We start from the raw sequence: 25,670 nt of genomic DNA, 5'->3' as shown, positions 1-25,670 counted from the left end.
GCTTTTTGCATCGGGCCGCAAATCGGCCAACGCAGTGAACCGCTACGCCGGGCACACCCACGCGCCTCCACGCGCCTAAAACGACAACGGCGCAACGCAGGCAAGCCAGCCTGCGTTGCGCCGTGATGACGCGCCGTTAGAACGCTCTATTAATAGTGGCGATAGTAGCCGCCATGACCGTAGTACCCGCGGCCCCAATAGCCATGGTGATAATACGGACCACGATAGCCGTAGTAACCGTAGCCACCACCCACCACTACGACGGGCGGCGGAGCATAGACCACCGGCGGCGGAGGCGGTGCGTAGTACACCGGCGGCGGTGCATAAACGGGGTAAGCGGGCGCGACCGGAATGCCGATCCCGATACCAACGGAGACGTGCGCCTCGGCGGCGGTTGCAAAGCCCACACCAAGCGCAGCGGCAACAACAAACGGAATGATCTTTTTCACTTTTCTTCTCCAAGCGCGGCCGGGTGACCGTGTCGCATGACGTGCATGCTATGGAATTCAATGTATCGAAAAAGGATCGGCGTCGCTGTTCGCATTTGTTGCAAATTGCAATCGGTGTAGATACGCCGTAATTCGCCGTGCGTGCCTGCTGTACGCAAAGCGATCGCTGAGTCTTGAAAACTAAGGGTTTGCGCGAGATTGCAGGTACGCTGCGGGCGGTTTTACCGGCAGCCGAGGCACCAGGCTCACTGCTGCGGTAATGTTTAATTACAAATTCACTTCAGTCCTCAACGGACCTGGCGCCGACTCAACGTGGGCAGCGCTTGTAAACGCAAATGCCCGGCGCAAGCACCGGGCATTTCCTACTTGAGAGACAAATCCTCAACCGACTTTGACGTAGGTGAACTCGCGGGTGACATTCGGTGGCACATAGGCGCCGCTAATCTTGACGCGTGGCGTGAGGCGCTTTTTTTGGTCCCACCAGCGGCGGCGCTGCGAATGAGTCAAGAACCGCAAGTGCTTTCGGTAAGAAAAGATGCTCATTGTGACCTCCCGAATCTGACTGCGAGACAGAGAAAACTCCAACCGCGACTGCTAAACGCAATGACCCTAGAAATTGTGAGCAGTTTTCGGGCCTGTAGGGCGCGCGGGCGCGGATGATCCGCCCCACAAGCCATATCGCGCGAAAATTGATCTGAGGAAATCATCCCTGCCGCCACCTGCGCGGCGCATTGCCGCGCCGACAGCGCCCGAGCGTAAATTGAATGCGCGATACTCCAGCTTTCAGTCCAACGTGCCGTCCGGAGCCGGAACCATGTCCCAGTCCTCTATGCCGAGTCTCGGCTTTATCGGTGCAGGGCGCCTCGCGCGCTGTCTCGCGCACGGCTTTGCCCGCGCCGGCTATCCGGTGACGGCAATTGCGAGCCGCACAGCGGAATCGGCCCGCCAGCTCGCCAGCCAGTTCAATCAGTGTGCGGCCTACGACGACCCGCAGCAGGTTGTCGACGCCGCCGATATCGTCTTTCTAGCCGTTCCCGACGACAGCATCGGTACGACGGCGAACACTTTGCGTTTCGATAATTCGCCGCCAACAGCCGGGCGCCTGCGCGCGCTCGTGCACTGCAGCGGCGCGTCGCCAGTGGAATTGCTTGCCGCGGCACGATCACAAGGCGCATCGACCGGCGGTTTTCATCCACTTTACCTGTTTGGTGGCGATCTCGCAGATATCGAGCGCATCAGCGGCTGCTCGGTGACCATCGAAGCGGATGGCGAGCTCAAGGAAGTCCTGACGGCGCTTGCGGTGGCGCTGCACTGCCATCCGCTGTCGATACCGCCCGGCACCAGGATGCTGTACCACGGAGCAGCCCACTACGCGGCCAGCTTTGCGCTATGCAGCCTTGCCGAGTGCGTGGCGTTGTGGCGCACCCTGGGTTTCGCCGAAGACGACGCGCTGCGCGCCCTGCTGCCGATGCTCGCCGGCACCATCCAGACAGCGCGCGACAAAGGCTTGCCCAACGCGCTCGCCGGCCCCGTCTCGCGCGGCGATACCGGCGTGGTGCGCAAGCAGCTTGCCCTGCTCGAAGGCCTTGGCGGCGACCACGCGGCGCTGTACGGATTGATGACGCGGCGGGCCGTCGAACTGGCACGCCGCCGCGCCACGCCCCCCGCCACGATCGACGCCATCGCGCAGGCCGTCGAAGAATCGCTCGCGCGTTCGCTGAATCAGGTGCCGGCGGGTACTAGCGTCAAGTAAGCCGTGATAATGTGACGTCCGGCGCAGCGCGCAATCCGGCTGCGCCTCGCTCCGGGACCAACCGACGAGAACGCATAATGATCAAGGTCAGCATCCTCAATCCGTATCGGGAAGAAGACGGCTATTTCGACACGGATGACTACTGCAACAGGCACATGCCGCTTGCGGCGAGGCGAATCAAAGAACCGCCGCAACGCGCAGACGCTGCCTCGCGAAACACGCACGCCAACGCAGCCAGCCTGGCGTAAATGCAAGTGCACAGCACATGAAGTTTTGAACACGACGGCTCGCAAGGCATGACGAGCCGGCGCCCGGCGGCCGCTCCCAACCGGCCGCTCCCTTGAAGGAAAAGGACACACGATGTTCGGCGATATCGCCCGTTTTTTGCTCAATACCGTTTTCACGCTGTTCGGCGCGGCGCTGCTGTTGCGCGCATGGCTGCAAGTCGTGCGCCTGCCGCCGTATAACCCGGTCTCCAACGCGGTGCTGCACGCTACCAACTGGATTGTGCTGCCGCTGCGACGCATCGTGCCGAGCACACGCAATATAGACTGGGCAAGCATTCTCGCCGCTGTGATCGCTGCGGTTGTGTATGTGATGCTGATGGTGGCCGTGACCGGCGTCGACCCGCTTGGCCTCTGGCCCACCCTGCTGATCGTCGCGGTGCTGACCGTCATCAAGTGGGGGCTCAACCTCGTCATCTGGCTGACGATCCTGATGGCGCTGCTGTCGTGGCTGAATCCGCGCTCGCCCGCCATGCCGATTCTGCTTCAGCTCACTGCGCCGTTTCTGAATCCGCTGCGCCGCGTGGTGCCGAACCTCGGCGGTATCGACCTGTCGCCGATCCTGTTGTTCGTGATCGTGCAGGTGCTGTTGATGATCGTCACGCGAGCCGCCGTGCAACTGACGTATTTCGTCATCTGATCGACCTGAGAGTGGGACGGCGCGGCTTGCGGGCCCGCGGCCGTCCAACGGGATACGCGTATCACGGCGCGACGATCGCCTCGGCCGAGCCTCTCGATGCAGTCGCAGCGAGGCTACCGGGCACGCTCGCGAGGAGGTGATCCGCGAGGCGTTGCGCGCGTTCGAGCTCGTCAGCGCTCAGGCGGGCCGAAACCCGCGCTTCGACAATCCGCGTGCCCTGCGCGTAGGCGCCGAAGCCCGGCTCAGCGGCAAAGCTCGCGAGCGAGCGCTTGAGCCACGCGTCGCCCAGGGCACGGTCGAGCATGATGCCGTCGCCGGTCAGATAGCGAATGCCGAGTTCGTATTGCATCAGCGCATCGCCCATCAAAGCCCGGTTCAGACACAACAGCGCGTCCCATTCAGCTAGTGCGTGCAGCGCCGAGCCGGACGGTGCGCGAAATGCTGGCTTGGCCGCCGCGCTCGGCGCCTGGGCGGGTGCTGCACTAGCCACTCCAATAGGCACCTCATTGGGCGCCGCATTTTGCACCCCATTGGCCACAACCATTGCCGCCTCGTTCGCGCTCGTGCGCACCATGCGACCCACACCGGGCGCTTCGCCTGACGGCGGATCTTCCAGCAACCAACGCCGCTCGTTGGCATCAAGTGTGTGCAGGTCCCCTTCTGCCAGCGCCCTGAGCGCCAGCGCAATCTCCGACGCATCGGCCTTGTTCGCCGCAGCCACGTGATGCCAACCCAGCGCGACCCGATCGTCGCGCGGCACGCCTTCGCCCAATTCGTAAAGCCGCGCGAGGTCGGTACCGGCCCAGCTCACGCCGCCCGCCGCCGCTTTCTCGAACCAGCCGCGGCTTGCCGCCGCATCAGGCGCGACACCGCGCCCGGACAGATAGGCGAAGCCGAGCAGCTCCTTGCCCATTGGACCGCCTTTTGCCGCGCGCGACGCCCACTCGAATGCCTGACGTTCGTCGCGCACGCCGCCGAGCCCGGTGAGCAGATGCCACGCGAGCGACTCTTGCGCCTCAGGGTCGCCCTGCTCCGCCGCCTTACGGAACCAGTAAACCGCCGCGCTGTAGTCGACGGGAACGCCGTTACCGAGATCGTAGGCGTCACCCAGCCGCGATTCGTACCGGGATTCGCCACGGCTCGCAAGACGCCAGATCCAGTAAGCGCGAGCACTGGTGTCCGGTCCGGCGAGAGATGGATCCAGGGCGAGCAGACGCATGGCCGAGAGATCGCCGCCACGGGCGGCGGCCGTGCACCAGTGCGTTGCGGCCACGCTGTCGCGCGCCACGCCGACACCGCCAAAATAAACGACGCACAACGCGAGCAGCGAACCTGGATTGTTCGCTTGCGCGCCACGCGTGAACCAGTCGATTGCGGCGCGCCGGTCGGCTGCCACGCCGGTGCCATTCCAGTAGAGCCGGCCCAGGATCAGGTACGCCGGAGCGTAGTGCTGCGCGGCGGCCTTCTGGATCCACGCCATCCCGGCGTCGCCGTCTCCCGCCTGCTTGCGATCGAGCAGATGAGCGCCGAGCAGTAGCTGCGCCTGCGGGTCGCCGGCTTGAGCGGCACGTTCGAGGTACTGCTCACCGAGCGTGAGATCGCGCGGCACGTTAATCCCGCTCAGGTACTGCACGCCGGTTGCGCGTGCTGCTTCGACGCTGCCGAGATCGGCCGCCTTGCGATACCAGGCGACGGCCTGAGGCTTGTCCGCTGCAACGCCATTGCCATTGAACAGCAGGCTGCCGACCATCACAATGGCCTGCGGATTGCCGCGCCGCGCCCCCTCACGGGCGAGCCGATACGCAGCCGCATGATCGCGCGGCGTTCCCTCGCCGTTAAGAGCGAGAGCTGCGAGGTTGAAATACGCGAGTGCGAGCCCCTGCGCGGCCGCCTTCTCGTACCACGATCTCGCTTCGACCAGGTTCCGCGGCTCGCCCTCGCCATGCTGCAGCATCGTGCCCAGATCGTTCTGCGCGGTGGCCACACCGGCATCGGCCGCACCGCGCATCCAGCCGATCGCGGCTACCGGATCGGCTGGGCCGCCGCGGCCGTTGCGATATTCGAAGGCGAGGCCGAACTGCGCGAACGGATCGCCATCGAGCGCGGCCTTGCGATACCACGCCCGGGCCCGTGCGTCGTTGCGCGCGACGCCGGTTCCGCTTGCATACAGATCGCCAAGGCGGCGTTGCGCGTAGGTGACGCCAGCGCGCGCCGCGCTCGACATCAATGCGAAGCCGCGGCTCGGATCGTGCGGCACGCCGGCGCCGCTCAGATAAAGGTCGGCCAGCATGGCCTGCGCGGCCGGCAGATGTTGATCCGCCGCAGCGCTCACCCATGCGCTGCCCTTCGGGATGTCCTGCGCCACGCCTTTGCCTTGCAGCAGCGCGAGACCGAGCATGAACTCGCCGTCCGCATCGCCGCCCACGGCGCTGCGCGTGAACCATACGACCGCGCCAGCGGCGTCGCGCGGCACCCCCTGGCCGTTCATCTGCAGACGGCCAGCGTTAGCCGCGCCATGTGCGTCGCCATGTTCAGCAGCAGTGACAAACAGGGCATAGGCCGCCGCATTGTCGGCGGGTGCCCCGGTGCCGCTGTAGTTCATCAGGCCGAGGGCGTCGGCTGCGAAACCGTCGCCACCGTCCGCTGCCAGCGCGAACCAGTGGCGTGCGGCTGCGTCATCGTGGGGCACCCGCAAACCCTGCTGGTAGAGCGAGCCGAGCAGGCGCGCCGCGACTAGCGAGCCGTCGCGCGCTGCGTCTTCGAGTAGCGCGATGCCGCGGTCGGCGTCAGGCTGGGTGCCGAAGCCGAACAGCACCATCTGGGCGTACAGCGCGCGTGCATCGAGGCGGCCAGTGGCCGCTTCAGCCGCGCACGTGGAGAACTGCTGCGCCGGCTTGGCGAGCGGCGACACCGCCCAGGATTCAGTGGTGCTCGACAAAGCGCATGGGGTAGTCGGATCGCTGAAAACGGCAAGCGGCGCGCGCAGTGTGACGGACGGTGCGGCGGGTGCGGCGGAGACGAGCCAGGTTGCGCTGGTTGCGGTTGCAGCGGCGGGCATGGCGCCGACGTCCCACGGCGAGAATGCCGGAGCGGCAAGCGCGAGGGCGGCGCACAGGCGGCGCAAGACTGGACGGCGCAGCGGCAGGCCACGCAAACGGCCGGTAGGATGGTTCATTCGATCTCGTGGGAGAAGCCCGTGCAACGGCAACCGGCACACGATTCTGTGCCAACCCAAGAGTATCGGCAAATGGTGAGAAAAACTTGATGACCGGCAACCGGCGGTAAGGCAGTTGCGCGTGACGCTATACACAGAGGGGATCGCTTGCCGCCGCCATCTTCTTCTGCGAAGACGGCAGCGGCGGCGGCTGAAACGCCGCTTATTGCGCCAACGTCACCTGGCCGTATGCAACCCCGCTGTTGCTCGCCGTGTGGATCACGTACAGGATCGAACGCGCGTACAGGCTGCTATTGGTGATCGGCAGGAAAACAATCGCCGCGTTACCCGAGAGCGTCGCATTCGGAATCTGGCAGGACGAACCCGTGCCGGTCGTAACGTTCAGCGTGTACAGATTCTGGCTGGAACCGGCCGTAGTCAGCATCAACGTACCGGTGACCGGGCAGTTGCTCATCGTGCCGGAAACTGCCCCGCTGCTCGAGATCGTGAGCGAGGTCTGGTTCTCCGTCCACGTCCCGGCCACGGTTGACTGGCTCACCGCGAGTGCATTAGCCGGGTCGTAGGTCCAGGACAGGTTCACCGTATTCCCGTTGGCGACATAGCTGCCGCTGAACGCGCTGTTCGCCGTGAACGATCCCGTACCCGCGCTCGCGGTGTAGTAGGAGAGCGTCTGGAATTGGCCACCCGAGGCCAGCGTCCACGTCGAGGTCGTCGGCGTGAGTACGCCAAAGAACTCTGACATGGCAATCGTAGCCATGGTGCTCAGGTACGAGATGTCGTTTTGCGGATCGATAAAGGCTGTCGTCTTGTTCAGGGACGACGACGCAGACCAGATACCTGTGAGACCGTTGCCGGTCGCCGCAGTCGAACCGGGTTGCGGGCTGCTCAGGTTAGGCAGAGATTCACCCTTGACCGCGGGCGTGGAAGCCGGCGTCGGCGCGCTCGCTGCGGCCGGTGCGCTTGCAGTCGTCGGTGAAGAAGCACTGCTAGATGAAGGTGTGGCTGAACTGGAACCCCCGCCACCGCCGCCGCAAGCGGTGAGAACCAGCGACGCAAGCAGAGACAACGCCAATGTTGCTTTGTTTTTCATATCTGTTTGTTTTATTTGGACAAGCGCGGTTGTGGAATCCGCAAGCTCGTGCCGTTAGTTTGAACGACCTCGATTTTTTGCTGTTAGCACTAATTCTCGGAATTACTCGGGAGCCCACTTGACAAAAGTCGCTTATGTGGTTCTCTGTAATAATTTGAAATAGTGCTAAAGAGGTATACGGCAAGATCCCTGCAGGCTTTAATATTTCTGTAGGGGTTTTGAGAGATTCAAGGTGAAAAGGCATTTCCCGGTGGACGATGGCGGAGTCCACGTGATGGGCTTCAGCGTCAATATCCAAGGCGCATTGATAGGGTTATCGGGTGTTCTGCGCTTATCTATGCGATTTGGATCAATATCGGAGAGCGGTGAAGTGCTGGGCGGTCTGTGTTAACGTAATCGAATAAGGACATCAATTTCCTCACACTGTCAACGGTGTTATCTTCCGAACCCGTGCAATTCATGAGTTCGCCATTTAGAGGCAATATTTGACATGCCGAGACGAAGCCGAACCCGGCTTCCCATTGACCAAAACCAATCCGGTTCATTGAACAAGCAACGCTTAATGATCTGAAATTTCTCTTTAATTCATGGAGTTAAACGAATTCAACGGAGGTGGCTCGCTTCCGCTGGATGCAGGCGCATTCTGCAGGAGGTCAGGTGCCGACAGGGTGACTTCAAGCTGCCCGGAAAACGTGCAAGGTGCGCATCCCCGGCCCCGCTTTCCACCCCGCTCGCCCGAGCCGCATTTGCCTAAACACCCCAATCCCGCGTAAAATAGCGCGCTCTGCGGGCGTCGTATAATGGTAATACCCTAGCTTCCCAAGCTAGAGCCGTGGGTTCGATTCCCATCGCCCGCTCCACATTCAAGCTGACCCTCAGCGGAATCCAGCACGAGAGCCGCCTCTATGAAGGCGGCTTTTTCGTACTGACGGCGGTAACTTGCTACGCTCGATGCAGTCGCGCCTTCCGGTGCACGCAGCGGCGTCCCTACCGCCCTCACCTTGCCGCTACCTTTTTGTAGCCATCGAAGATGATCCACGATCCGAACCAAGCCGGCCAGCCGGACGCGCTTCCCCAAACCGCTGACGACGCGAACCACGAGCCGTCCATCACCCGCGAAGACCTCAGCGAAGACGTCAGCGCCGGCGAGGCAACAGAAGCAAACGACTCGAAAGAAGCGCTGCGCCTACGCCGCATCCGCAGTTTCGTCACGCGCGCCGGCCGCGTCTCCACTGGCCAGCGCCGCGCAATGGACGAACTCGGTCCGCGCTTCGTGTTGCCCTACACGCCGCAGCAACCGGACTGGAACGCCGTGTTCGGCCGCGACGCCGCTCGCATACTGGAAATCGGCTTCGGCATGGGTGCGACCACAGCCGAGATCGCAGCGCATCGCCCCAACGACGATTTTCTCGGCGTCGAAGTCCACGAGCCGGGCGTCGGTGCGCTGCTCAAGCTGATGGGCGAACAGCAACTGTCGAACATTCGCATCATCCAGCACGATGCGGTCGAAGTGCTCGAACAGATGATCGCGCCGCAGAGTCTGGACGGTGTACACATTTTCTTCCCCGATCCGTGGCACAAGGCGAGGCATCACAAGCGCCGCCTGATTCAACCGAAATTCGTCGCGCTGCTGGTCTCGCGCCTGAAGCCGGGCGCGTATCTGCACTGTGCGACCGATTGGCAAAACTACGCCGAGCAGATGCTCGAAGTGCTGGGCGCCGAACCCGCGCTCGAAAACACGGCCGACGGCTATGCGCCGCGCCCGGACTACCGTCCGGTGACAAAATTCGAGCGCCGCGGCCTGAAGCTCGGTCATGGCGTGTGGGACCTGGTGTTCAAGCGGCGCAGCGGCGGCTAAGCGCAGCACTGTCGCCGGCTCCGAAACAGCCAGAGAGAAGCAGCAAAAAGGTCCGCACGCACGCGGACCTTTTTTGCTTTCAGGACTTAAGGACAACAACGAACCCGTCACTCAAACCAGTTCAGACCATCGCTATAACCGACGATCAGGATCAACAGGCCGAACCAGATCCGATACCACGCGAACGCCGTGAAATCATGCGCGGCTATGTAGCGCAGTAGCCAGCGCACGCATGCGAAAGCACTGACGAACGCGGCCACAAAGCCGAGCGTGAACATCCCGAGTGCATCCACCGAGAGCAGGTGCCAGCTCTTGAGCAGCTCATAGGCCGTTGCACCGAAAATGATCGGCATGGCGAGGAAAAAGGAAAACTCGGTCGCCACACGCCGCTCAAGACCAAACAGCATGCCGCCGATAATCGTCGAACCCGAGCGCGACATGCCCGGAATCAGCGCGAAGCACTGCGCGAGGCCAACCTTGAGCGCATCGAGCGGACCTAGCGCGTCGACCGACTGCACGCGCGGCGGCACAGTCCCGCGAGTGCGCTGCCGCGCTTCGGCCCACAGGATCACTACGCCGCCCACCACGAGAGCAAGAGCCACCGGCAACGGCGCAAATAGCGCCGACTTGATTGTCGCTTCGAACATCAAGCCCAGTACGACGGCCGGGATGGTGGCGATCACCACGTTGAGCGCGAAACGCCTTGCATCGGGCCGCGCCGGCAATCCAGCGAGGACCGTGCCGATGCGCCGGCGATACTCCCAGCACACGGCCAGAATCGCTCCCAGTTGGATCACGACGTCGAAAGTCTTGGCGTGTGCTCCGGTGAAATCGAGCAGGCTGCCCGCAACGATCAGATGACCCGTGCTCGAGACCGGCAAAAATTCCGTCAGCCCTTCGACGACCCCGAGTATCAACGCCTTGCCAGCCAGTAACCAGTCCATCCGTACCCCTCATCGCCAGGTTTCGAATCAGGGCGGGTCAAGCAGCAACACGCGGCCCTGCCGGCCGCGTATACGTCATTTCTCGACGATCTGCACGCGTATGCCGTTTGTAAGAATTGTAATTGTACCGGGTTCGTAGTTCACGCCGGCGAATTGCAATTGCTCGGGCTTGAAGGTGTAAATCGGATAGTTCTTCAGCAGTTGCGTGGCCAACAGTTCAGCAGCAGCGTTGATTTGCTGCGTGTAGGCCTGCGCGCCACCGCTCACGTTGACGCTGTCCACATTGGGCGACTTCAGGACCACGGAGCGGCTGGCGGCGTCGTAGGCGAGCTCGCTCGACAGCGTAAACACGCCGTCCACCGGCTGCTGCAGGAACGGGCTGGCGAGGTGCGCGTCGAGCCGCACCGTGACACGGTTGCTATCCGGCAGAAAGCCGACCACCGGATTGGTCAGCGCAACCTGGAACACCTGCGAGATGGTCCGCTGGTAAGGGAACTTGCGCTGCACGGCGTCCTGCACCTGCTGCTGCGAGAACGTGTAGTGCGATGGGATGAACGGGAAGGTCGACGACGCACAAGCCGCCAGCGACAACGTGATGCCCACAGCAGCACTGGCCGTGAGCAGGAAGCGGCGCCGGGCCGGCGCGACGGGTTGGGTCATGCGAACTCTCCAGTTGAAACAGCCCCGTGGCGGGGATCGGACCATGATGTTGTTGCGCGCAAGGACGGGATCAGACGCGCTCAAACGCGCGCCGTGGGCTGCGTCTGCGTTTCGAGCTGGATCAGCCAGGCCAACGCCTCGGTGCGCGTCGTGCCGCACATCTCCGCCTGAGGTTGCAGGCCGGAGCAGCACGCCGGCCGCTCGGGCCGGCCGAAGATCGCGCAGCGCAGATCGTCGCCGAGTTGCACGCAGCGAATGCCCGCCGGCTTGCCATCTGTCTTATAATGGGATACTAGCATGATATGAATTCTGACCACATGAGCCAACCCCTCGTCGTTTCGTACATACGCTTTTCAACTCCTCGACAGGCCTCGGGCGATAGCCTGCGACGGCAAACTGCTGGCGCACGCGAGTGGTGCGCTCGGCACGGGTGGACACTGGATGAGAAATTGTCCATCCATGACTTGGGCGTTTCAGGCTTCAATAAGGACAACATCTCGCGAGGCGCGCTGGCTACGTTCCTGCAAGCCGTCTCGGGTGGACTGGTCCCTCAGGGAAGTTACCTGATTATCGAAAATCTCGACCGGCTCACTCGCGCTGATTTACCTACTGCCGTTACGCTGCTACTGAGCATCGTGCAGTCGGGTATCACGTGCGTGACTCTGATGGATGGCCAAGAGTGGTCGAAGGAGCGATTGACCAACCCTGCGGATTTTATGCTGTCGGTCATGCTCCTGTATCGCGGGCACGATGAATCCCGGGTCAAATCGCAACGCATCCGGGCTGTCCATGACCGTGCGCGCGAGCAACTTGATAGAAGCGTTTTTGGAAGAGCGCCGGGATGGCTGCGCCGCACGGCTGATGGCTCCGATTGGGAAGAGATTCCGGAGCTAGTTGAAATCGTGAAGAAGGTGTTTGAGTTTGCGGCTTCCGGCTACGGTGGTGTAGCCATCGCTAAACAAGCTAACGCGGAAAACTGGCTGGTCCCTAGCTTGTCAGCACGAGAAAAAGGAACCGGGTGGCACACGACGCTGCCCACAAAATTGGTCCGGAATCGCGCTGTCCTTGGTGAACTTGAGTTCCACGTCATCCGTGACGGCCAATCGACGCCGAGCGGACAAGTCGTCGAAAAATGGTATCCGGAAATTATCAGCGAGGAATTGTTCTTTCGCGCGAACGCTGCAATTGACGCACGACGTGGAAAGCCGAACAGGCGGGATGCTACCTATCGCAATGTGTTCCAAGGTGTCATATTTTGCGGTCATTGCGGAGCGACACTAGCGCGCAAGGCCAAAGCCGGCAGCAAGAAAAACAGCAAAGGATATGCACAATATGTCTGCTCGGACAGACATCGCGGCGCTTCTTCCTGCCCTAACTACAATGCAAAGGAACTGGAACGTGCTCTTATCCCGCTCCTCTATCGTTATTTTTCCGAGCATTTGGGTGACGACACGCGGCTGTCGTCTCTGCGTGATGAGCTGGCGTCAGTGAAAGGAGAAATTTCAGATTTGGATAAACGGCGGTCCCGCCTTGCCGAAGCCATTGAGCAGGCGGAGCTACCCATTCCTACTCTCATAAAACGGCTCGCAGAATGCGAGCGCGGCATTCCAGCCCTAGAATCTCGCGCGGCGATTCTTGAAGCCCAGCTACGCGCTGCTTCATACGTTCCGGACAACGACAACGATGCAGATGCCGTATTGCAAGCGCTGTATTCCGATGACGACGCCTCTGAGCGTATCCGCGCTGAAACGCACATGAAAATGATTTTGTGCGTTGAGGCACTATGGATTTGGCCGCGAGAAATGGTCGTAGTCCAGTTGAAGGCAGACGCAGACACAATCGCTTTGCCGCTCCCTGACCCAACGCAGAAGCCCGAATGGATTGAAACACCTGACGGAAGAGCCGCCACCTTCACCCCTAGCCCGAGGCTTCTTGGCGCACTCACGGGTCAGTGCGTAGTTCCCACTCCGCGACGGCGAAAGAAAGCCGAAGAGGCCATCGATTAGTGGCTAATGGGAGTCCTAACGTTCGGTGTTCCGGGAGCCGCCGCGTAGCGGTGGGGCAAGGGCGTCCAGCCCGCAGCCGCCAGCGATGCGCCTCGCCCTAGCGAGGCCGAGATGGCCGGGGGAGCCGACGAACGTGAGCACGGTCCACGTGCGGGCCAGCGCCCACGCTGGTTAGTTCGTTGGGGGCACAGCCCCGCCACCCCCAGAGCGAAGCGCCGGGGCAACGCCGTCGGCGTCGCAGACCGGGGCGTCCAGCCACGCCTTTTCATGCGCGCCACAGCCCCCGCCACGCCGGGGGCTTGTGTCGTGCATGAAAAGGGCCGAGGGGGTTGCCCCGGCGCGGAGCGGCGGGGGGTGGCGCTGCTTTTCAAGCCGTGACGCGCCCTAGCGCGTAGGCCCGCGTCTCGCGTCCAGCGAGGAAAGCGGGCCGGTAGGCTGATGCGGCCGGGAGGTCGCATCGGTGTTGTCGTTGTGTCGTTCCTATACGGGTCGATGGCACAAGGGTGTTCCTGTGCCGCGACACGGGAAACGACAGAATGACCATAGACAACCGCACCACTGGCGAACGCAACATGCTCGCCATCCTCACGAACCTTCACCGTTTCGGCTGGCTGACCAGCCGGATGATTGCCGCGCTCGTCTGGCCCACTGCTAGGCAAGCGCCGGCGATGGCACGACGCGCGGCAAAGACGCTCGCCGATGACAAACTTATCCTGCGCCGCCCGCTGCCTGACGGCGGTGACTGTTATACGCTCTCAGCGGCCGGTGCCCGCCTCCTTAGCGAGGCGACCGGGTTGCCGGCGCGCAGCGGTGCCAGCCTACCGCTTGGCAACACCGTCCACCGCGCCTGCGCGAACTGGTACGTCATCGGCCATATCCTTGAGGGCACAACCGCCTGGACGGAACATGAAATCCAGACGGGCATTTCGCCAGTCGTCAGCGTTGACGGCAAGGTACCGGACGCCCTTGTCGATACCCCGTTCGGGCTCATCTGGGCAGAGGTCGAGAACGCATGGAAGAATCGGCGCGAGCGCGCGAAGGTCGTCCATTTCAGTCGCCGCTATCTGCCCACCGGCAACCGACTTGCCGAACTGGCTCCCGACCTGTACCTGGCTCGCCTTGCGATTGTCGGCACGAACGTCCACGCCCTGCGTGCGATGTGCCGCTCGTTTGCCGATGCATTCACTCAAGGCGACATCAGCGAGAGTCAGGCTGCTGATGTCGAACTCGTTCTATTGCCCGTCGACAAAAGCCTGGTCGCTGGCGAACCCGTCACGGGCAGCCTGTGGTACGACGGGCTGCTTCCCGTGCTGGCCGCCTGAACGCCTGAACGCGCTCAGTCCTCCCGGCCCGATTGAGGCCAAAGCTCAAACCGCTGCATCAGCGCAAGCATGGTTTCGCCGCCGTCGCCCGCGAAGATGTGGTGGATTTCGTATTGCGAGTTCGCGCGAATCCAGCGCATCGTCGCGAGCAAATCCTCGAACGTTGCGTCATCGGTCCACTTGCTGAGCCATGCGAGGTCAGCCGACGCATAGCGTCCGTTGTAAAGCCCGACGAGAAACGCTGCAACCGGCAACGTGTTGCCGCCGTCGTGTCGCCAGCACGCGGCGAACAGACGCCAGGCCGCCTGGGCTCCGCTTTCGGTGGCGAACCTTTCGCGCAGTGGCGGCAGTTGCGGTTGGCGTGACGGACGGCGGCGTTGGGTAACTTGATTCATTTGAAATTTCTCCGGCAAGGTGGCTGAGGCCGATGCTCAAATCGGTCCGGTTACGTAAATGAACCGGTTTTAGCCTGCACGCCGAAAAAAAGTGATACCCCAGCCCTTGCGGGCCGGGGTATCGGGCACCTCTCCCAGATGCGACGCACTCGCCGCGTCACCAACGTATAGTCACACCTCCAGCGAAACATCCTGCTGGGGCGGATTCCTACGTCATTTCCCCACTCGAAAGCAGCATCAAAGATGAGCGCGGCGTATCAGGACCGGGCGGGTCCAGCCCCCGGCAATCTCGCTGGAGACGCGTCCACGGGCATGCGCAACGTCTTCGACAAACTGCGAGAGCGGTATCCGCCGTTCACCGACGAGCCATGCATGGGTGCGCCGGGAGACTTCGAAGCCATCGCGAAGAGCGTGGCTGAGGTTGACGCGGTTGATATGCCGCGTGGCGTCGAACTGCTCAAAGGCCACGCATGCGGCGAAGGTGTCGCCGCCGTAGACGAGCCACGCAAGCCACGCAAGTCGAAGAAAGTCGGTATCGAGCATCACTGCACTCCTCTCAGGGGACGATAGCGCCCCTCCTCACGACAACGTATAGGCACGCTCGACAGGCGCGCACAGTTTCAGCGCGATAAACCGGTAGCTACACGTCGCATCCCATTGAAGATGCGACGCTGTAATGACCCACGCTTTACGTTCGACCTCTGGGGTCAACGCCCTGATTGCCCGTGCCTGCGCCGACCGCGAGCGCGAACTTCTAGCCCGAACGTTTTCGCCGCTTTTCCCTGAAGACTGTCCCTGGACGGCGCTGGCCGACTTTCCTCACTTATTTGCCGAGCGTAACGCGCCGCACCTGAAGGCCATTACACAGGCGCTCAACAACTACCGCGACGGGTTGACCGGCACCGCCGGGAGGCTCGCGAGATACCTCGACGCGACTGAAGAGGACATTCGCGAGCTGGCATTGCGCTATGCGAAGCACCACCTGCCAGAACTACGCAAGCTCGATTGGGCAAAGAAACGACTCGGTGCGCCTGTGCCCGGCAAGACCGTATCGAGCCAGTTGGCACGGGTCAATGACGCCAGGTTCTGGAGACGCGCCATCCGAACACGCCTGCTGCGCGAACGTGAACACCTCTTTCTGCGCTTGCGACTGGTCGGCCAACGTGCTGAAGCCTACGTCTCGGATGTTCAACTCTCCACGCGTGTCGCCCAGCTGCGCAGGCAGGACCAGTGGATGAAAGAGACCATCCTGTTACCGCGCTACCTGATGCCCGGCGACGAACAGAAAACCCTGACGCTGGAGCAGGTCGCCAGCTCTCCGAAATCGCGCTTCGCGAAGCTGTATGCGTTCACGAAAGCAATGGACGAACTCGCACAGGAAGCTGGACTCTCGGCGGGCATGCTGACGTTGACGCTCGAACCCGAGTGGCACCCCAACCCGAGCCACGGCACCGGTTCATGGAACGGGGCCAGTCCGCGCGACGCCCACCGCTCGATGGCAACGCGCTGGCAGTCCATCTTGCGTGACCTCGACCGCGCGGGCGTCGGCCTGTCCGGGCTGCGCGTCGTTGAGCCGCACAAGGACGCCTGCCCCCATTGGCACATCTGGCTGCTGTATCAACCCGACGCGGAAGCCGCGATTCTTGCCACCGTGATGAAGTATTTCCCCAACAAGCTGAAGGTCCGCGCGCCCAGCCGTCAGGGCGAAAAAAACACCGCCAATGACCGGATATTCGACAGCCGCGCCGACCTGTTTGCCAGGGTGAGCCGGCCATTGACGTACGCGAATGAAGGCGCGCAGGTCGAGCTGTCGCGTATCGACCGCTCGATATCGAACGGCGCGAGCTACGCCATGAAATATCTGCTCAAGACGGTCGATGCTGGAGAGCAGCTAAACAACGAGGTCGGTCTGTTTCCCGATATCGAGAATGATGCAGAGAAGAAAGCGAAACGCAAGGAACACAAGGCGGCGGCACGGCGGGTCGATGCCTATCGTAGTCTATGGGGCATCAATGCAGGCCAGCTGTTCGGCGTCGCAAAATGTTTGACCGCGTGGGACGAATTGCGCCGTCTGGCCGCAGCGCCGGACCGACCGGAGCTGCGGCATCTGTGGGCGCTAGCGCGGGGTTCCGACGAGGAAGGCCGAATCAACTCGGGTACAGGTCAGCGCGGCAATGCGAAGGGATTTATCCAGGCACTCGGCGGCCTCGCTGCGTGCGGCAAGCCACCAAAGGGCATCTCCCGGCAAAGCATCGGACGGCTAACCGAACCCGGCCTCAACGCCTATGGCGAAAACATTGAGCGAATCAAAGGAATAACGCTTGTCGAGCGTACGCGTCAGCGCGTCCCGGCCTCACGGGTTAACCGGCACACTGGCGAAATCACGACAAAACTTGCGTGGCGCTCCGTCAAAACCGTCATCGCAGCCTTGCACACCCGACTGACGGAATGGATACTCGCACCGCAGAAAACCCTTCCGATGGCCATCAAGCTGGCGCAGGCCCGTTTCGTTGAGATGACAGGCATCGACGTATCCGCCTAGTGCCTTCGATTCAGAATCTTGACGAGGTCTCCGTTGCGGTGGAGGCTGTGGCATGTCTGGACGCTGAAAATCTGTCAGCGGTGCCGCGAAACACCGCCCGATTTGGGTCGGCCACGTGCGAAAACTGCCAGTTTTATTGAGACCGGCCTTATCCACGGGGTCAGGCATAGCCTGGCACTGTGGATAAGGCCGGAAAACTTTGCCTAGTTATCCAAGCTTACCGTTGGAGACAGCGGTTAGTACAAGCATCGCGAAACGAGGCTGCTGGAGCGACTGTGAACTATTCGGAAGTTTTTTTGGTCCACGGTCTGCTAGATAGCGACTAGGCACGACGACGACGCGCTGGTCAATCGCCTGCCTAGTCTTTTAGTTCGATGCTTTCCCTTTCTTGCCCTTAGTTGAACGTCCGCGCGCAATGTCGTCGCTATCAAACTCCAAGCTCTGTTGACTGGGCACATTGCCCCCTTCGAGCAGGTGACGAGCCCGGTTAGCCAGCGTCACAAACTGCGCCAGAGCGGCTTGCAGGTCTTTTTCGCGAGCACTGTCATGGGGTAACCTAGCATCCGAGTCCGGCGAAGAACCAGTCGCCAAGCGAAATTGACATGCCGCGCCAGGGATGGCTTCGATTGAGATGACCCGGGGCAAGAGCTTCGGGAGCAAATTGAATGCATCGGGCCCGTCGAAAGTGTTGGCCATCCATGAATACTCAATCCAACATAAGTCGAATCCAGTAGACTCGGACCAGTCGAAACGCTGCCGCACTTGCCGCTCTACACCCTTTACAGCCTTGGACCACCCAGCCTCCCACGTCGACGGACCTGCCAGCCCGGCAATCAGCCCGTACCATGCGAGTGCGGTAGGGAATCGCTTGCTTACGCGACGCAGCAGGAATTCGTGAGACGTGCTCCGACCTACTAAAAATGCGGCTGCCGCGAGCAGGACAGAAGGCAGCCCGTTGTTGGCAACGTGTGCCTCTGCATTTGTCAGTTCCGTCGAAAGACGTTGAAAAGCAAGAACCCGTTCCTCGATAGAATCGCTTGAGAGACCTGGGATGTTCCGCAGTTTCATCGACGTGGGAAATAACGCGGCGCGCGCGGAGTCGCGCATAAACTTCGACGCAGCGTCGAGGACCAAGTTAGCGGTCTCCTCGGCGGAGACGGGCGGTCCGAATTGCCCTCCCGCCATCGCCCAGATAGGCATCAAATCGCTAACCGTAACTGAGCGCCGCACGAAACGTCTGTCTGCTTCGACCTGGCTCAGCCGGTCAGCACAAATCTTGGTCGCCTCACCCGTCCCATGCATACAGGCAGCCCGCGCGATTGCCATCGAGAAGCACGCTCCAGCGCGAGATAGAGGAACAGACGCCAGTTCGACATCGGTTTCACCCTGAGCTAAGACTTCACCCAGAATGACAGACGACCAAATATCCTCGCGCAAATCGCGCATGTCTTCCTGCGTCCTGCCGAAAATCCCCCAATCTTGACTAGATACTACCCGTGCGTACTGACTCAATGGTGCCGTCTCAGGGGCATATGTTCTGAGCCACGAAAGTGTTTCGACGGCCGACGCATCCCCCAGCACTAAGAGGACGGGCGGATTATAGTCGGCTCTCATTCTCGAATCACAATACCCAACGGCTACACGCGAATCTTTTAGGTCATAGGGTTCAATCGAGAAATGCGCGGGACCGCTTAAAGTATGGCGTCCACCAAATAGCACATCGGGAACAATATCCCGTGGAAATATTTGCCAACGAATGGTGGGTTCATTCATGCTGCGTCACCTGGCAGTAAATCTTCAAGGTCAAAGTGCGTTGGCTCAGAAAATGCGTTTTCGAGCGGTTTGTTCGTGTCGCCTGTGCGATAAGCGTTCAGCGCGGTTTTTGCACGCGTTATTGCTGTGAACCCCAATCGTGAACGATTTAACGGAAAATCGGCAAGCTCTTCGGTGGCGTACATATGCACCGCTCTAAATTCAGTCCCCTTAGCACCATGAATAGTTAAAACATGAATTGGACGTCCACCCATAAAAGTAGAATCAGCGTCCACTCCGTGGACTGCCACTTTATCGGCAAGGTCAGTAGCATTGAATCTTTCACGCAACTCGATTCGAGTATCTTTTTTCCCGCAAAAAATTCCGATTGTATCGCCAGCAAAAGCGTCAAGCTGGACACGTATCATCTCTAGCATCTTCTCGAACTGTTCATCCCTGCTTTTCAGGAGATGCATCTTTGCGCTAGACTCCCCTTGCTCTTTGGGGTTGTAGTTCGATGTTGCCTCGAGGCTGTTAGCACCCGACGCGGGTGGCAATAGTCGGTCAGCGACACGAGCGATACGCTGACCAATACGAAAATGGCGCTTTAAAGTGTGTTGCTGCAAACCTAGCTTTTCAGCGACAGCCAGTCCATCGCGATTATAAATTCCTTGTCGGCCATCGCCACAAATACAAACGTTGTCGCTTAAACCCAAGAGAGCTTCCAGCTCTTCGGATGTTAAATCTTGCGCCTCGTCTACGAATATTGCACTAAAGAGCTTGGGCGCGGGAATTTTGAGATTAGCCTCCTTCACCAACGCCAGCACTTCGGCGCGTGACTGGTCATCAAAATCAATATTCTTTTGCAATGCCGGCCGGCCCAAATACTGAAAAATATGGTCCGATGCCCAAGAATGATAGGTTTTAACTTGGTCGGGCGATATTAGGCCTGCGGCTCCGATACCTGTTCGAATGAAATCGGCCAGCGCACGAGTATAGGTAACAATAAGGACATTCTTCTCACCGGTACCTGCAAGAAATTCTGCACGAAGCAATAAGAGATTTGTCTTCCCCGAGCCAGGCGGCCCAACCAGTGAATGTTTGCCATATGGAGGAAGCTTGATGAACGCCTTCTGGTCGTCATCAAGTTCTTTTACTGACCTAAACCAACCCTTGTTCATTTTTTTGCTCCTTGAGGGTTAAGCAACCAGGTCGGCGTCGTGGAGTGTGCTTGCATCCGCTGCGCCCTCCAGGCGGTCAAGAGCAGAGCCAGCCGCATTCGCGACAGCACCGGCAGCCGACGCGGCCCCCTCTGCTTCATTCTCCCCGATGGTAGCTACGGCGACCAACCGCGTGCTAGTTCCGACGTTACCAACGGCCTGCGCCGCTCGCACCAGCTTTGCCCGGAGCGACACGTTGACGGTTCTTTCATAAAGCGGCTGCTGCCAATCGAAATGTAGCTCACACTCAACCGTCCATTCGGCGCTTACAGCTAAGAGTAACTGAGCAACCTGCACATCTCCAGGAGCCGACGGACGGAGCGTGAGGGGCATATCAGTTCCGCACACCTGCAAGAGTTCGGTCCGCACCATTTCGCAAAAGCGCCGGAAGAATTCGCCTCTATCGAACTCTAGCCGGGAAGCGTTTGCTGCGCTCATTTGGCCACCGGCATTCACCTTGCCTTTCGCAAGCCTAGCTCGCAATGTCGCAAGGGGGTCCTTCGCATCGCCCAAATTGAAATCCTCCCAGCCCACCAATTGGAGGCGGGATTCCAAATCCTTCACAAGGCAACGCGAAGCAAGTGATTTGAGGCTCGCCAATCGAGCAGGATTTCCGTCAGAGAATACGGGCACCTTTGAGAGCACCGCTCGCGCGACAAGCCATCTGTTTTCCAGGCTCATCTCGTACTGGAATAGAGGCTGCTTTGCTATGAGGTCGTGCAACACAGCGCCAAGCTGGTAAAAGTTCAAACCTTTCCAGAACTTCGGCGACGGCTCGTCCAGTCGGAACAGGTACTCCGGCGAACTGTACTGCGCCGTAGCAAGAAACGGTCGAGTACTTCCATGGTCCGTTATAGCGCCATCCGGCGCGTCGCTCTGCTCAACCTCTCGCACGACGCCAAGGTCGAGCAGCTTGAGCGTCGTGAAATCCGCTGAAACGTGGATGTTTTCGGGCTTGATGTCACGGTGCACTATCCCAAGCGTATCCAAAAACTTAACTGCGTCGACAAGCTGGGTGAACAAAGGAACCACAGCTTCATCAGGTACCGTGACGAGCGCCTCCGTGAGCGGCGGCCAGTCCAAGTACTCCATTTCAACGAAAGCGGTACCCTCCGCTTCGACGACTTCGAATGTCTGGACTAGCGAGGGGCAGGGATGCCCTATTAGCTTGCGTTGCACATCTAAGCGCTTTCGCTCGGCAGCCCCGGTGAGTCCGTCAAAGAATTTCGGGTTAAAGCCCTTGAACACGCGCTGACCCGTAGGGGATGGAACCAAAAACACCGCTGCGGAACCACCCGACGTCAAGTATTTCGCTTCCCCATATCCCGCTTTACCCGCGAGGTGTCGGCGAAGCCGTTCGGCCACGTCGGCGACGATTTTTTCGTCGAGTGCTGGCATGACAGTTCCCCCGTGAAGACGTCGTCAGTTTTCTTTCTATCGCCCTGTAACCGCCGAAAGGTGCGGCGCATCATTATAGCCACGCTCAATTGGGAGAAGTCTGTCGTTCCACTCTATCGAGCCAGCGAATAGCTTGCTCTCGGCTCTCCCCGCACATCTCATCGCTTGGCCGCAAAGACTGACAAACGACTGGTCTCTCCGGACGACCAAAAATCATGCATCGGTCATCTTCGTCGAGCTGGATGCAGCGTGCTCCCGCTGGCTTTCCACGAGCCATGCCTGGGATGGGGCTAGATATGGACGGGGCGATGCAACATGCACCGCAGTTGGGGCGACAGTTCATGGTGTAATTACTTGACTGACGGCTTGCCGTGCGGCATGCCGGGAATCGGACTCGAGATCGACGGCGCAATACAGCACGCGCCGCAGTCCGGGCGGCACGCATGACCCGCTACCTGAAACAGAGATTCGACAGTCACCACATTCTTCCTGAAACACTCCAACGACCGCTGACGGCGCCCCTGCAGCACGCCAACCCCGCATTGTGCCATTGCGCCGCGTGCGACCTTTTTACACAATGCAGGCCTTGGGTGCTCACGTAGACTGGCCACGATACCCAAGGCCACGCTCAGAAGGCGCCTGCCCCGTTCCATCCGGCCTAGCCGACCCGCAGGTCTCTTCCGCCCTTCCCGGCGTGGCGCCCACCGAGCCACCCATGACCACCGCCGATACCCTGTTTCGTCCCGACCTGCTCGCCAAGTACAGCGCGAACGGCCCACGGTATACGTCCTACCCGACCGCCCTTCAGTTCCGCGACAATTTCGACCAGGCCGACTATCTGCGCGCCGCAGCCGATCCCGGCGCCTCGGCAACGGACCTCTCGCTGTACTTCCACATCCCGTTCTGCGACACCGTGTGCTTCTATTGCGGCTGCAACAAGGTCGCGACGAAGAACCGCGCTCATGCCCGTCCGTACCTCGAGCGGCTCAAGCGCGAGCTCGCCTCGCAGGCGGCCTGCTTCGACACCGCGCGGCCAGTCTCCCAGTTGCACTGGGGCGGCGGCACACCGACCTTCCTCTCGCACGACGAGATGACCGAGCTGATGGCGGCAACTCGCCGGCATTTCACGCTGAGCCCCGACTCGGCGGGCGAGTTCTCGATCGAGGTCGATCCGCGTGAGGCGTCGGCCAAGACCATCGTCCATTTGCGCAATCTCGGCTTCAATCGCCTGAGTCTCGGCGTACAGGATTTCGATCCACTGGTTCAACAGGCGATCAACCGGATTCAGCCGCTGGAAATGACCGCCTCGGTGATGCGAGCCGCACGCGCGACCGGCTTTCATTCGATTGGCGTCGATCTGATCTACGGGCTGCCGCATCAAACGGTCGACAGCTTTAGCCGAACGCTCGACACCATGCTGGCGCTCGCGCCTGACCGGCTTTCGGTGTTTGGCTACGCGCACATGCCGCAGCTCTTCAAGATGCAACGCCGGATGGACGCCACCGCGCTGCCCTCGCCGGCGGTGCGCCTGGCGATCCTGCGGCTGGTGGTTGAGCGGCTGACCAGCGCGGGCTATGTGTATATCGGCATGGATCACTTTGCGTTGCCTACCGACGAACTGGCGCGCGCCCAGGCTCAACGCAGCCTGCACCGCAATTTCCAGGGTTACAGCACGCGTGCGGAGTGCGACCTGATCGGCTTTGGGGCATCGTCGATCGGCAAAGTGGGCGACGTGTATGCGCAAAACGCCAAGGATCTGTTGGGCTACGGCACCGCCATCGACGCCGGACGCCTCGCGATCGCACGTGGCATGCGCCTCACCGCCGACGACCGGCTACGCCGCGACGTCATCACCGAACTGATGTGCAACCTGGAACTGCGCCTCGACGAATTCGAGGCGGTTTATGGCATCCGCTTCGCCGATACGTTCGCGCAGGAGCTGGAGCGTCTGCGCAGTTTCGAACAGGACGGACTGGTGTCGATCAGAAACGGCAGGCTCGAAGTCCTGATGGCCGGGCGCATGCTGGTGCGCAACATCGCGATGGTGTTCGACCGGTATCTCGGTCAGCAGACCTTGGAGCGGTTCTCGCGGACGGTTTGAGGGTTCAGGCATTCATTCTGGGAACGCGGCGAGGCGTGCCGCCGCGCGGGCCGTTTGCCGCCTTATCCGGCAGGCCCGGACGGAAGGGGAACTTGCCCTGCCCGGCGTTTTCAGCCATAATCTGCGTTTCCCGCCGCGCGCAGTTCTATGCGCGCGTGTCGCAAGACAAGCCCAGGTGGTGAAACAGGTAGACGCAGGGGACTCAAAAATAGGTACTTGTACCTACGGTTAGTCTAGGTTCATCGTCTGCAAAGCCACGTCTGGCAAAGGTTTTCAGGAAATTGCGGCTCCTGAGCGAAAAGTCGGCTTTTCGAGCTAGGAGCCAATCAGGAGTCGGTACGGCGCGTACTGGCTCTTGGTAGGTCGTAGTAGGTAGTGATGTAACATCGCGTCATGCCCGAGTGGTGAAATTGGTAGACGCAGGGGACTCAGACCAAATTTGAGCCCTCTCGAAGAAATTCTTGAGGTGAAGCCCGTCAAACTCGGTGAAGGCCCTGGACGAATTCAGTCCGAGCTAATGCCGAGCCAAACCCTCGGATCGAAAGATCCAAGGGAAGGTGTAGAGAGCAGACGGCGGGCACCTAAGGCAAAGCGGTAACACGCGGCGCTATGGTGAAGGCGTGCTCCAGACCACGAACGCCGCTTCTTCGGAAGCGTCGGCGGCGAAAGTCGAAGTGGGAAGAAAATCCCCCGCCGCAAGGCGTGCCGGTTCGATTCCGGCCTCGGGCACCACCATTCAGCGAAGAGCCGCCATCTCCGGATGTGCGGCTTTTTTGCGTTCAGCACGCGAGGCGAATTTGCGTACAACGACACCGAACAAACGGCGGCAGTTGAAAAAGCAGCGGCAAGCAGAAGAGCTTCACCGGAGAGCGGACGAGCTTGAACAGAAAGAGCAAGAATTTGAAAAAGACCGCGAGATTGAATTTTACGCCGCCGCGCTCGATGGCTACTACACCACGTCGCTTGAGTACGACAAGGGTATATTCACCTTAGCGGCCGGTGGTCTTGGCTTGCTTGTAACGTTGCTCACCACATCAAGTCTCAAGACCTCTTGCGAGCTTGCCGGCTACTTGGGTGGCATCAGCGCCTTTTCGGTCGACCTGCTTTTGCTGTTGTGGATTTTTCGCTTGAACAAGGACCACATCATTCATGTGGTTCAGGGACAGGAGCAGTTAAGCACCAAGAAGCTCAAGCGCTTCGACTTTGCCGTGATGTGCGTCTTTTTCATCGGCGTTGTTTGTGCTGCGTTCGTCGGGGTCTCCGCTGCCGTGGACTCATATGACAAGGTGAAGGAAGAGGCTGATAACAAACCCGCCCATCCCGCGACTCCCACTGTTCGGAGCGACAGCGTCAACAGCAGCGCGAGCAGCAGTGTTCCGGCGTTGTCTCTTCAAGAGACTCAATCGGCCGTGCCTGTGGCAACATCTTCACGTCCAGCTTCATCAACTCCGGTGGCGCCAGCCAGCCGTCCCGCATCAAATCCAACTGATAAAGGTAAGTGACATGGATAACGACAGCAACACCAATGAGGCAAACGTTTCTGGCTTGACCCCGGCTAACGAGAGCTTTGACAGCATCAGCAAGCTTCACCCTACTTCCTTGCAAAAATCGCTTGTCGGTATCAACTCGCTGCGTCCGAACGCAAGTGGTGTAACCTCGAACGCATCGCAGGCCCAGTCCGTGCCCTCGGCCCAAGCTTCCAACTCCGCACCGGCAACCCAAGCAAACAACCCGAGTTCCAAGGGGAAGTAAAATGACGGATACCAAAAAGCCTAGCAAAACATCGAACTGGGTTGGTGTTGGTGATAGCGCTGAAGGTATCCGTCATCTCCGACCTGATGCTCTTCGGCAGGTAAGGGAGCAAATCAAGTCCATCGATAAACAAATCAAACAAAACGGCATTCGGTCGAGTACGACGCCTGTCGCATCGAACAACAAGACGACGCCGAAGGGAAAATAAACCACTCGATCATCAACTGACCGCCCAAGCCCGCGTGGTTAAAAGGATTGGCTGTGATCGACATGGGGCTTTACCGTCGCTTTTACCGTCAAAGGCACACATCTTCTTCCGGGGCGGGAGA

At 60.4% G+C, this 25,670-nt stretch carries 23 protein-coding genes, 1 tRNA gene and 2 pseudogenes; 12 read left to right on the top strand and 14 right to left on the bottom strand.

What is annotated here, in order from left to right:
• Positions 1-149 precede the first annotated feature (149 nt).
• Together FFS45_RS21990 and FFS45_RS41800 are read right to left on the bottom strand one after the other, a co-directional pair.
• Positions 150-449 (bottom strand): hypothetical protein, encoded by a 300-nt coding sequence (locus FFS45_RS21990; protein WP_137956739.1) that lies wholly within the window; start codon positions 447-449, stop codon positions 150-152.
• Positions 450-830: 381 nt separating this feature from the next.
• The gene (locus FFS45_RS41800) at positions 831-992 is read right to left on the bottom strand and encodes a hypothetical protein (protein WP_171029713.1); all 162 of its coding nucleotides are present in this window, start codon (positions 990-992) and stop codon (positions 831-833) included.
• 271 nt (positions 993-1,263) lie between these two features.
• On the opposite strand from FFS45_RS41800, the gene FFS45_RS21985 reads away from it, so the two are divergent.
• The 3 genes and pseudogenes from FFS45_RS21985 (at position 1,264) to FFS45_RS21975 (ending at position 3,126) form a co-directional block, all read left to right on the top strand.
• Positions 1,264-2,202, top strand: a complete 939-nt coding sequence (locus FFS45_RS21985; RefSeq protein ID WP_137956738.1) for a DUF2520 domain-containing protein — start codon at positions 1,264-1,266, stop codon at positions 2,200-2,202.
• Between the two features lie 77 nt (positions 2,203-2,279).
• Positions 2,280-2,372, top strand: a pseudogene (locus FFS45_RS42895) (EthD family reductase); the annotation flags it as partial.
• 190 nt (positions 2,373-2,562) lie between these two features.
• Positions 2,563-3,126, top strand: coding sequence for a YggT family protein (locus tag FFS45_RS21975; protein WP_137956737.1), 564 nt, complete (start codon positions 2,563-2,565; stop codon positions 3,124-3,126).
• A 61-nt stretch (positions 3,127-3,187) separates the two neighbouring features.
• On the opposite strand, the gene FFS45_RS21970 is transcribed toward FFS45_RS21975, so the two are convergent.
• Together FFS45_RS21970 and FFS45_RS21965 are read right to left on the bottom strand one after the other, a co-directional pair.
• A complete protein-coding gene (locus FFS45_RS21970; protein WP_137956736.1) occupies positions 3,188-6,301 on the bottom strand; it encodes a tetratricopeptide repeat protein in 3,114 nt (1,037 codons plus the stop codon).
• 202 nt (positions 6,302-6,503) lie between these two features.
• Positions 6,504-7,391 (bottom strand): hypothetical protein, encoded by an 888-nt coding sequence (locus FFS45_RS21965; protein ID WP_137956735.1) that lies wholly within the window; start codon positions 7,389-7,391, stop codon positions 6,504-6,506.
• Between the two features lie 786 nt (positions 7,392-8,177).
• Here FFS45_RS21965 and FFS45_RS21960 point away from each other — a divergent pair.
• Positions 8,178-8,251: transfer RNA gene (locus tag FFS45_RS21960), tRNA-Gly, on the top strand.
• A 170-nt stretch (positions 8,252-8,421) separates the two neighbouring features.
• Positions 8,422-9,249 carry a tRNA (guanosine(46)-N7)-methyltransferase TrmB gene (gene trmB, locus FFS45_RS21955; protein ID WP_137956734.1) on the top strand — a complete coding sequence of 276 codons (828 nt, stop codon included), beginning with the start codon at positions 8,422-8,424 and terminating at the stop codon, positions 9,247-9,249.
• 107 nt (positions 9,250-9,356) lie between these two features.
• On the opposite strand, the gene FFS45_RS21950 is transcribed toward trmB, so the two are convergent.
• The 3 genes and pseudogenes from FFS45_RS21950 to FFS45_RS21940 form a co-directional block, all read right to left on the bottom strand.
• Positions 9,357-10,193 (bottom strand): undecaprenyl-diphosphate phosphatase, encoded by an 837-nt coding sequence (locus tag FFS45_RS21950; RefSeq protein ID WP_137956733.1) that lies wholly within the window; start codon positions 10,191-10,193, stop codon positions 9,357-9,359.
• A gap of 75 nt (positions 10,194-10,268) precedes the next feature.
• Positions 10,269-10,853, bottom strand: coding sequence for a DUF1439 domain-containing protein (locus tag FFS45_RS21945; RefSeq protein ID WP_137956732.1), 585 nt, complete (start codon positions 10,851-10,853; stop codon positions 10,269-10,271).
• 80 nt (positions 10,854-10,933) lie between these two features.
• Positions 10,934-11,128 (bottom strand): annotated as a pseudogene (locus tag FFS45_RS21940) (YkgJ family cysteine cluster protein); the annotation flags it as partial.
• A gap of 27 nt (positions 11,129-11,155) precedes the next feature.
• On the opposite strand from FFS45_RS21940, the gene FFS45_RS21935 reads away from it, so the two are divergent.
• Together FFS45_RS21935 and FFS45_RS21930 are read left to right on the top strand one after the other, a co-directional pair.
• Entirely contained in the window at positions 11,156-12,859 is a 1,704-nt protein-coding gene (locus FFS45_RS21935; protein WP_137956731.1) for a recombinase family protein, read from the top strand.
• A 572-nt stretch (positions 12,860-13,431) separates the two neighbouring features.
• Positions 13,432-14,181 (top strand): hypothetical protein, encoded by a 750-nt coding sequence (locus FFS45_RS21930; protein ID WP_137956730.1) that lies wholly within the window; start codon positions 13,432-13,434, stop codon positions 14,179-14,181.
• 14 nt (positions 14,182-14,195) lie between these two features.
• On the opposite strand, the gene FFS45_RS21925 is transcribed toward FFS45_RS21930, so the two are convergent.
• Positions 14,196-14,576, bottom strand: a complete 381-nt coding sequence (locus FFS45_RS21925) for a hypothetical protein (RefSeq protein WP_137956729.1) — start codon at positions 14,574-14,576, stop codon at positions 14,196-14,198.
• A 237-nt stretch (positions 14,577-14,813) separates the two neighbouring features.
• Complete coding sequence (locus FFS45_RS21920) at positions 14,814-15,119, bottom strand: hypothetical protein (RefSeq protein ID WP_137956728.1); 306 nt, start codon at positions 15,117-15,119, stop codon at positions 14,814-14,816.
• A 133-nt stretch (positions 15,120-15,252) separates the two neighbouring features.
• Here FFS45_RS21920 and FFS45_RS21915 point away from each other — a divergent pair, with 133 nt between their 5' ends.
• Positions 15,253-17,118, top strand: coding sequence for a replication endonuclease (locus tag FFS45_RS21915; protein WP_137956727.1), 1,866 nt, complete (start codon positions 15,253-15,255; stop codon positions 17,116-17,118).
• A 366-nt stretch (positions 17,119-17,484) separates the two neighbouring features.
• Here the strand turns inward: FFS45_RS21915 and FFS45_RS21910 are convergent, their stop codons facing one another.
• From FFS45_RS21910 to FFS45_RS42770, 5 genes are all read right to left on the bottom strand, one after another.
• On the bottom strand, positions 17,485-18,891 hold the full coding sequence (locus tag FFS45_RS21910) for a hypothetical protein (RefSeq protein ID WP_137956726.1): 1,407 nt from the start codon (positions 18,889-18,891) through the stop codon (positions 17,485-17,487).
• Positions 18,888-20,051 (bottom strand): UvrD-helicase domain-containing protein, encoded by a 1,164-nt coding sequence (locus FFS45_RS21905; protein WP_137956725.1) that lies wholly within the window; start codon positions 20,049-20,051, stop codon positions 18,888-18,890. Before FFS45_RS21905 ends, FFS45_RS21910 begins: the two co-directional genes overlap by 4 nt.
• Before the next feature lie 18 nt (positions 20,052-20,069).
• Complete coding sequence (locus FFS45_RS21900) at positions 20,070-21,488, bottom strand: protein kinase (RefSeq protein WP_137956724.1); 1,419 nt, start codon at positions 21,486-21,488, stop codon at positions 20,070-20,072.
• Positions 21,489-21,573: 85 nt separating this feature from the next.
• Positions 21,574-21,831: a YkgJ family cysteine cluster protein gene (locus FFS45_RS21895; protein ID WP_137956723.1), complete on the bottom strand. Its 258-nt coding sequence runs from the start codon at positions 21,829-21,831 to the stop codon at positions 21,574-21,576.
• A 7-nt stretch (positions 21,832-21,838) separates the two neighbouring features.
• Positions 21,839-21,967: a hypothetical protein gene (locus FFS45_RS42770; protein ID WP_283204768.1), complete on the bottom strand. Its 129-nt coding sequence runs from the start codon at positions 21,965-21,967 to the stop codon at positions 21,839-21,841.
• Between the two features lie 236 nt (positions 21,968-22,203).
• Here FFS45_RS42770 and hemN point away from each other — a divergent pair, with 236 nt between their 5' ends.
• The 4 genes from hemN (at position 22,204) to FFS45_RS21870 (ending at position 25,549) form a co-directional block, all read left to right on the top strand.
• On the top strand, positions 22,204-23,589 hold the full coding sequence (hemN, locus tag FFS45_RS21885; RefSeq protein ID WP_137956722.1) for an oxygen-independent coproporphyrinogen III oxidase: 1,386 nt from the start codon (positions 22,204-22,206) through the stop codon (positions 23,587-23,589).
• Between the two features lie 620 nt (positions 23,590-24,209).
• Entirely contained in the window at positions 24,210-25,091 is an 882-nt protein-coding gene (locus FFS45_RS21880) for a hypothetical protein (protein ID WP_137956721.1), read from the top strand.
• 1 nt (position 25,092) lies between these two features.
• On the top strand, positions 25,093-25,341 hold the full coding sequence (locus tag FFS45_RS21875) for a hypothetical protein (RefSeq protein ID WP_137956720.1): 249 nt from the start codon (positions 25,093-25,095) through the stop codon (positions 25,339-25,341).
• A 1-nt stretch (position 25,342) separates the two neighbouring features.
• A complete protein-coding gene (locus FFS45_RS21870) occupies positions 25,343-25,549 on the top strand; it encodes a hypothetical protein (RefSeq protein WP_137956719.1) in 207 nt (68 codons plus the stop codon).
• Positions 25,550-25,670 lie beyond the last annotated feature (121 nt).

The sequence above is a fragment of the Burkholderia sp. 4M9327F10 genome (assembly GCF_005503145.1).
Classification (GTDB): domain Bacteria; phylum Pseudomonadota; class Gammaproteobacteria; order Burkholderiales; family Burkholderiaceae; genus Paraburkholderia.
This window is presented reverse-complemented; position numbering and strand designations above follow the sequence as displayed.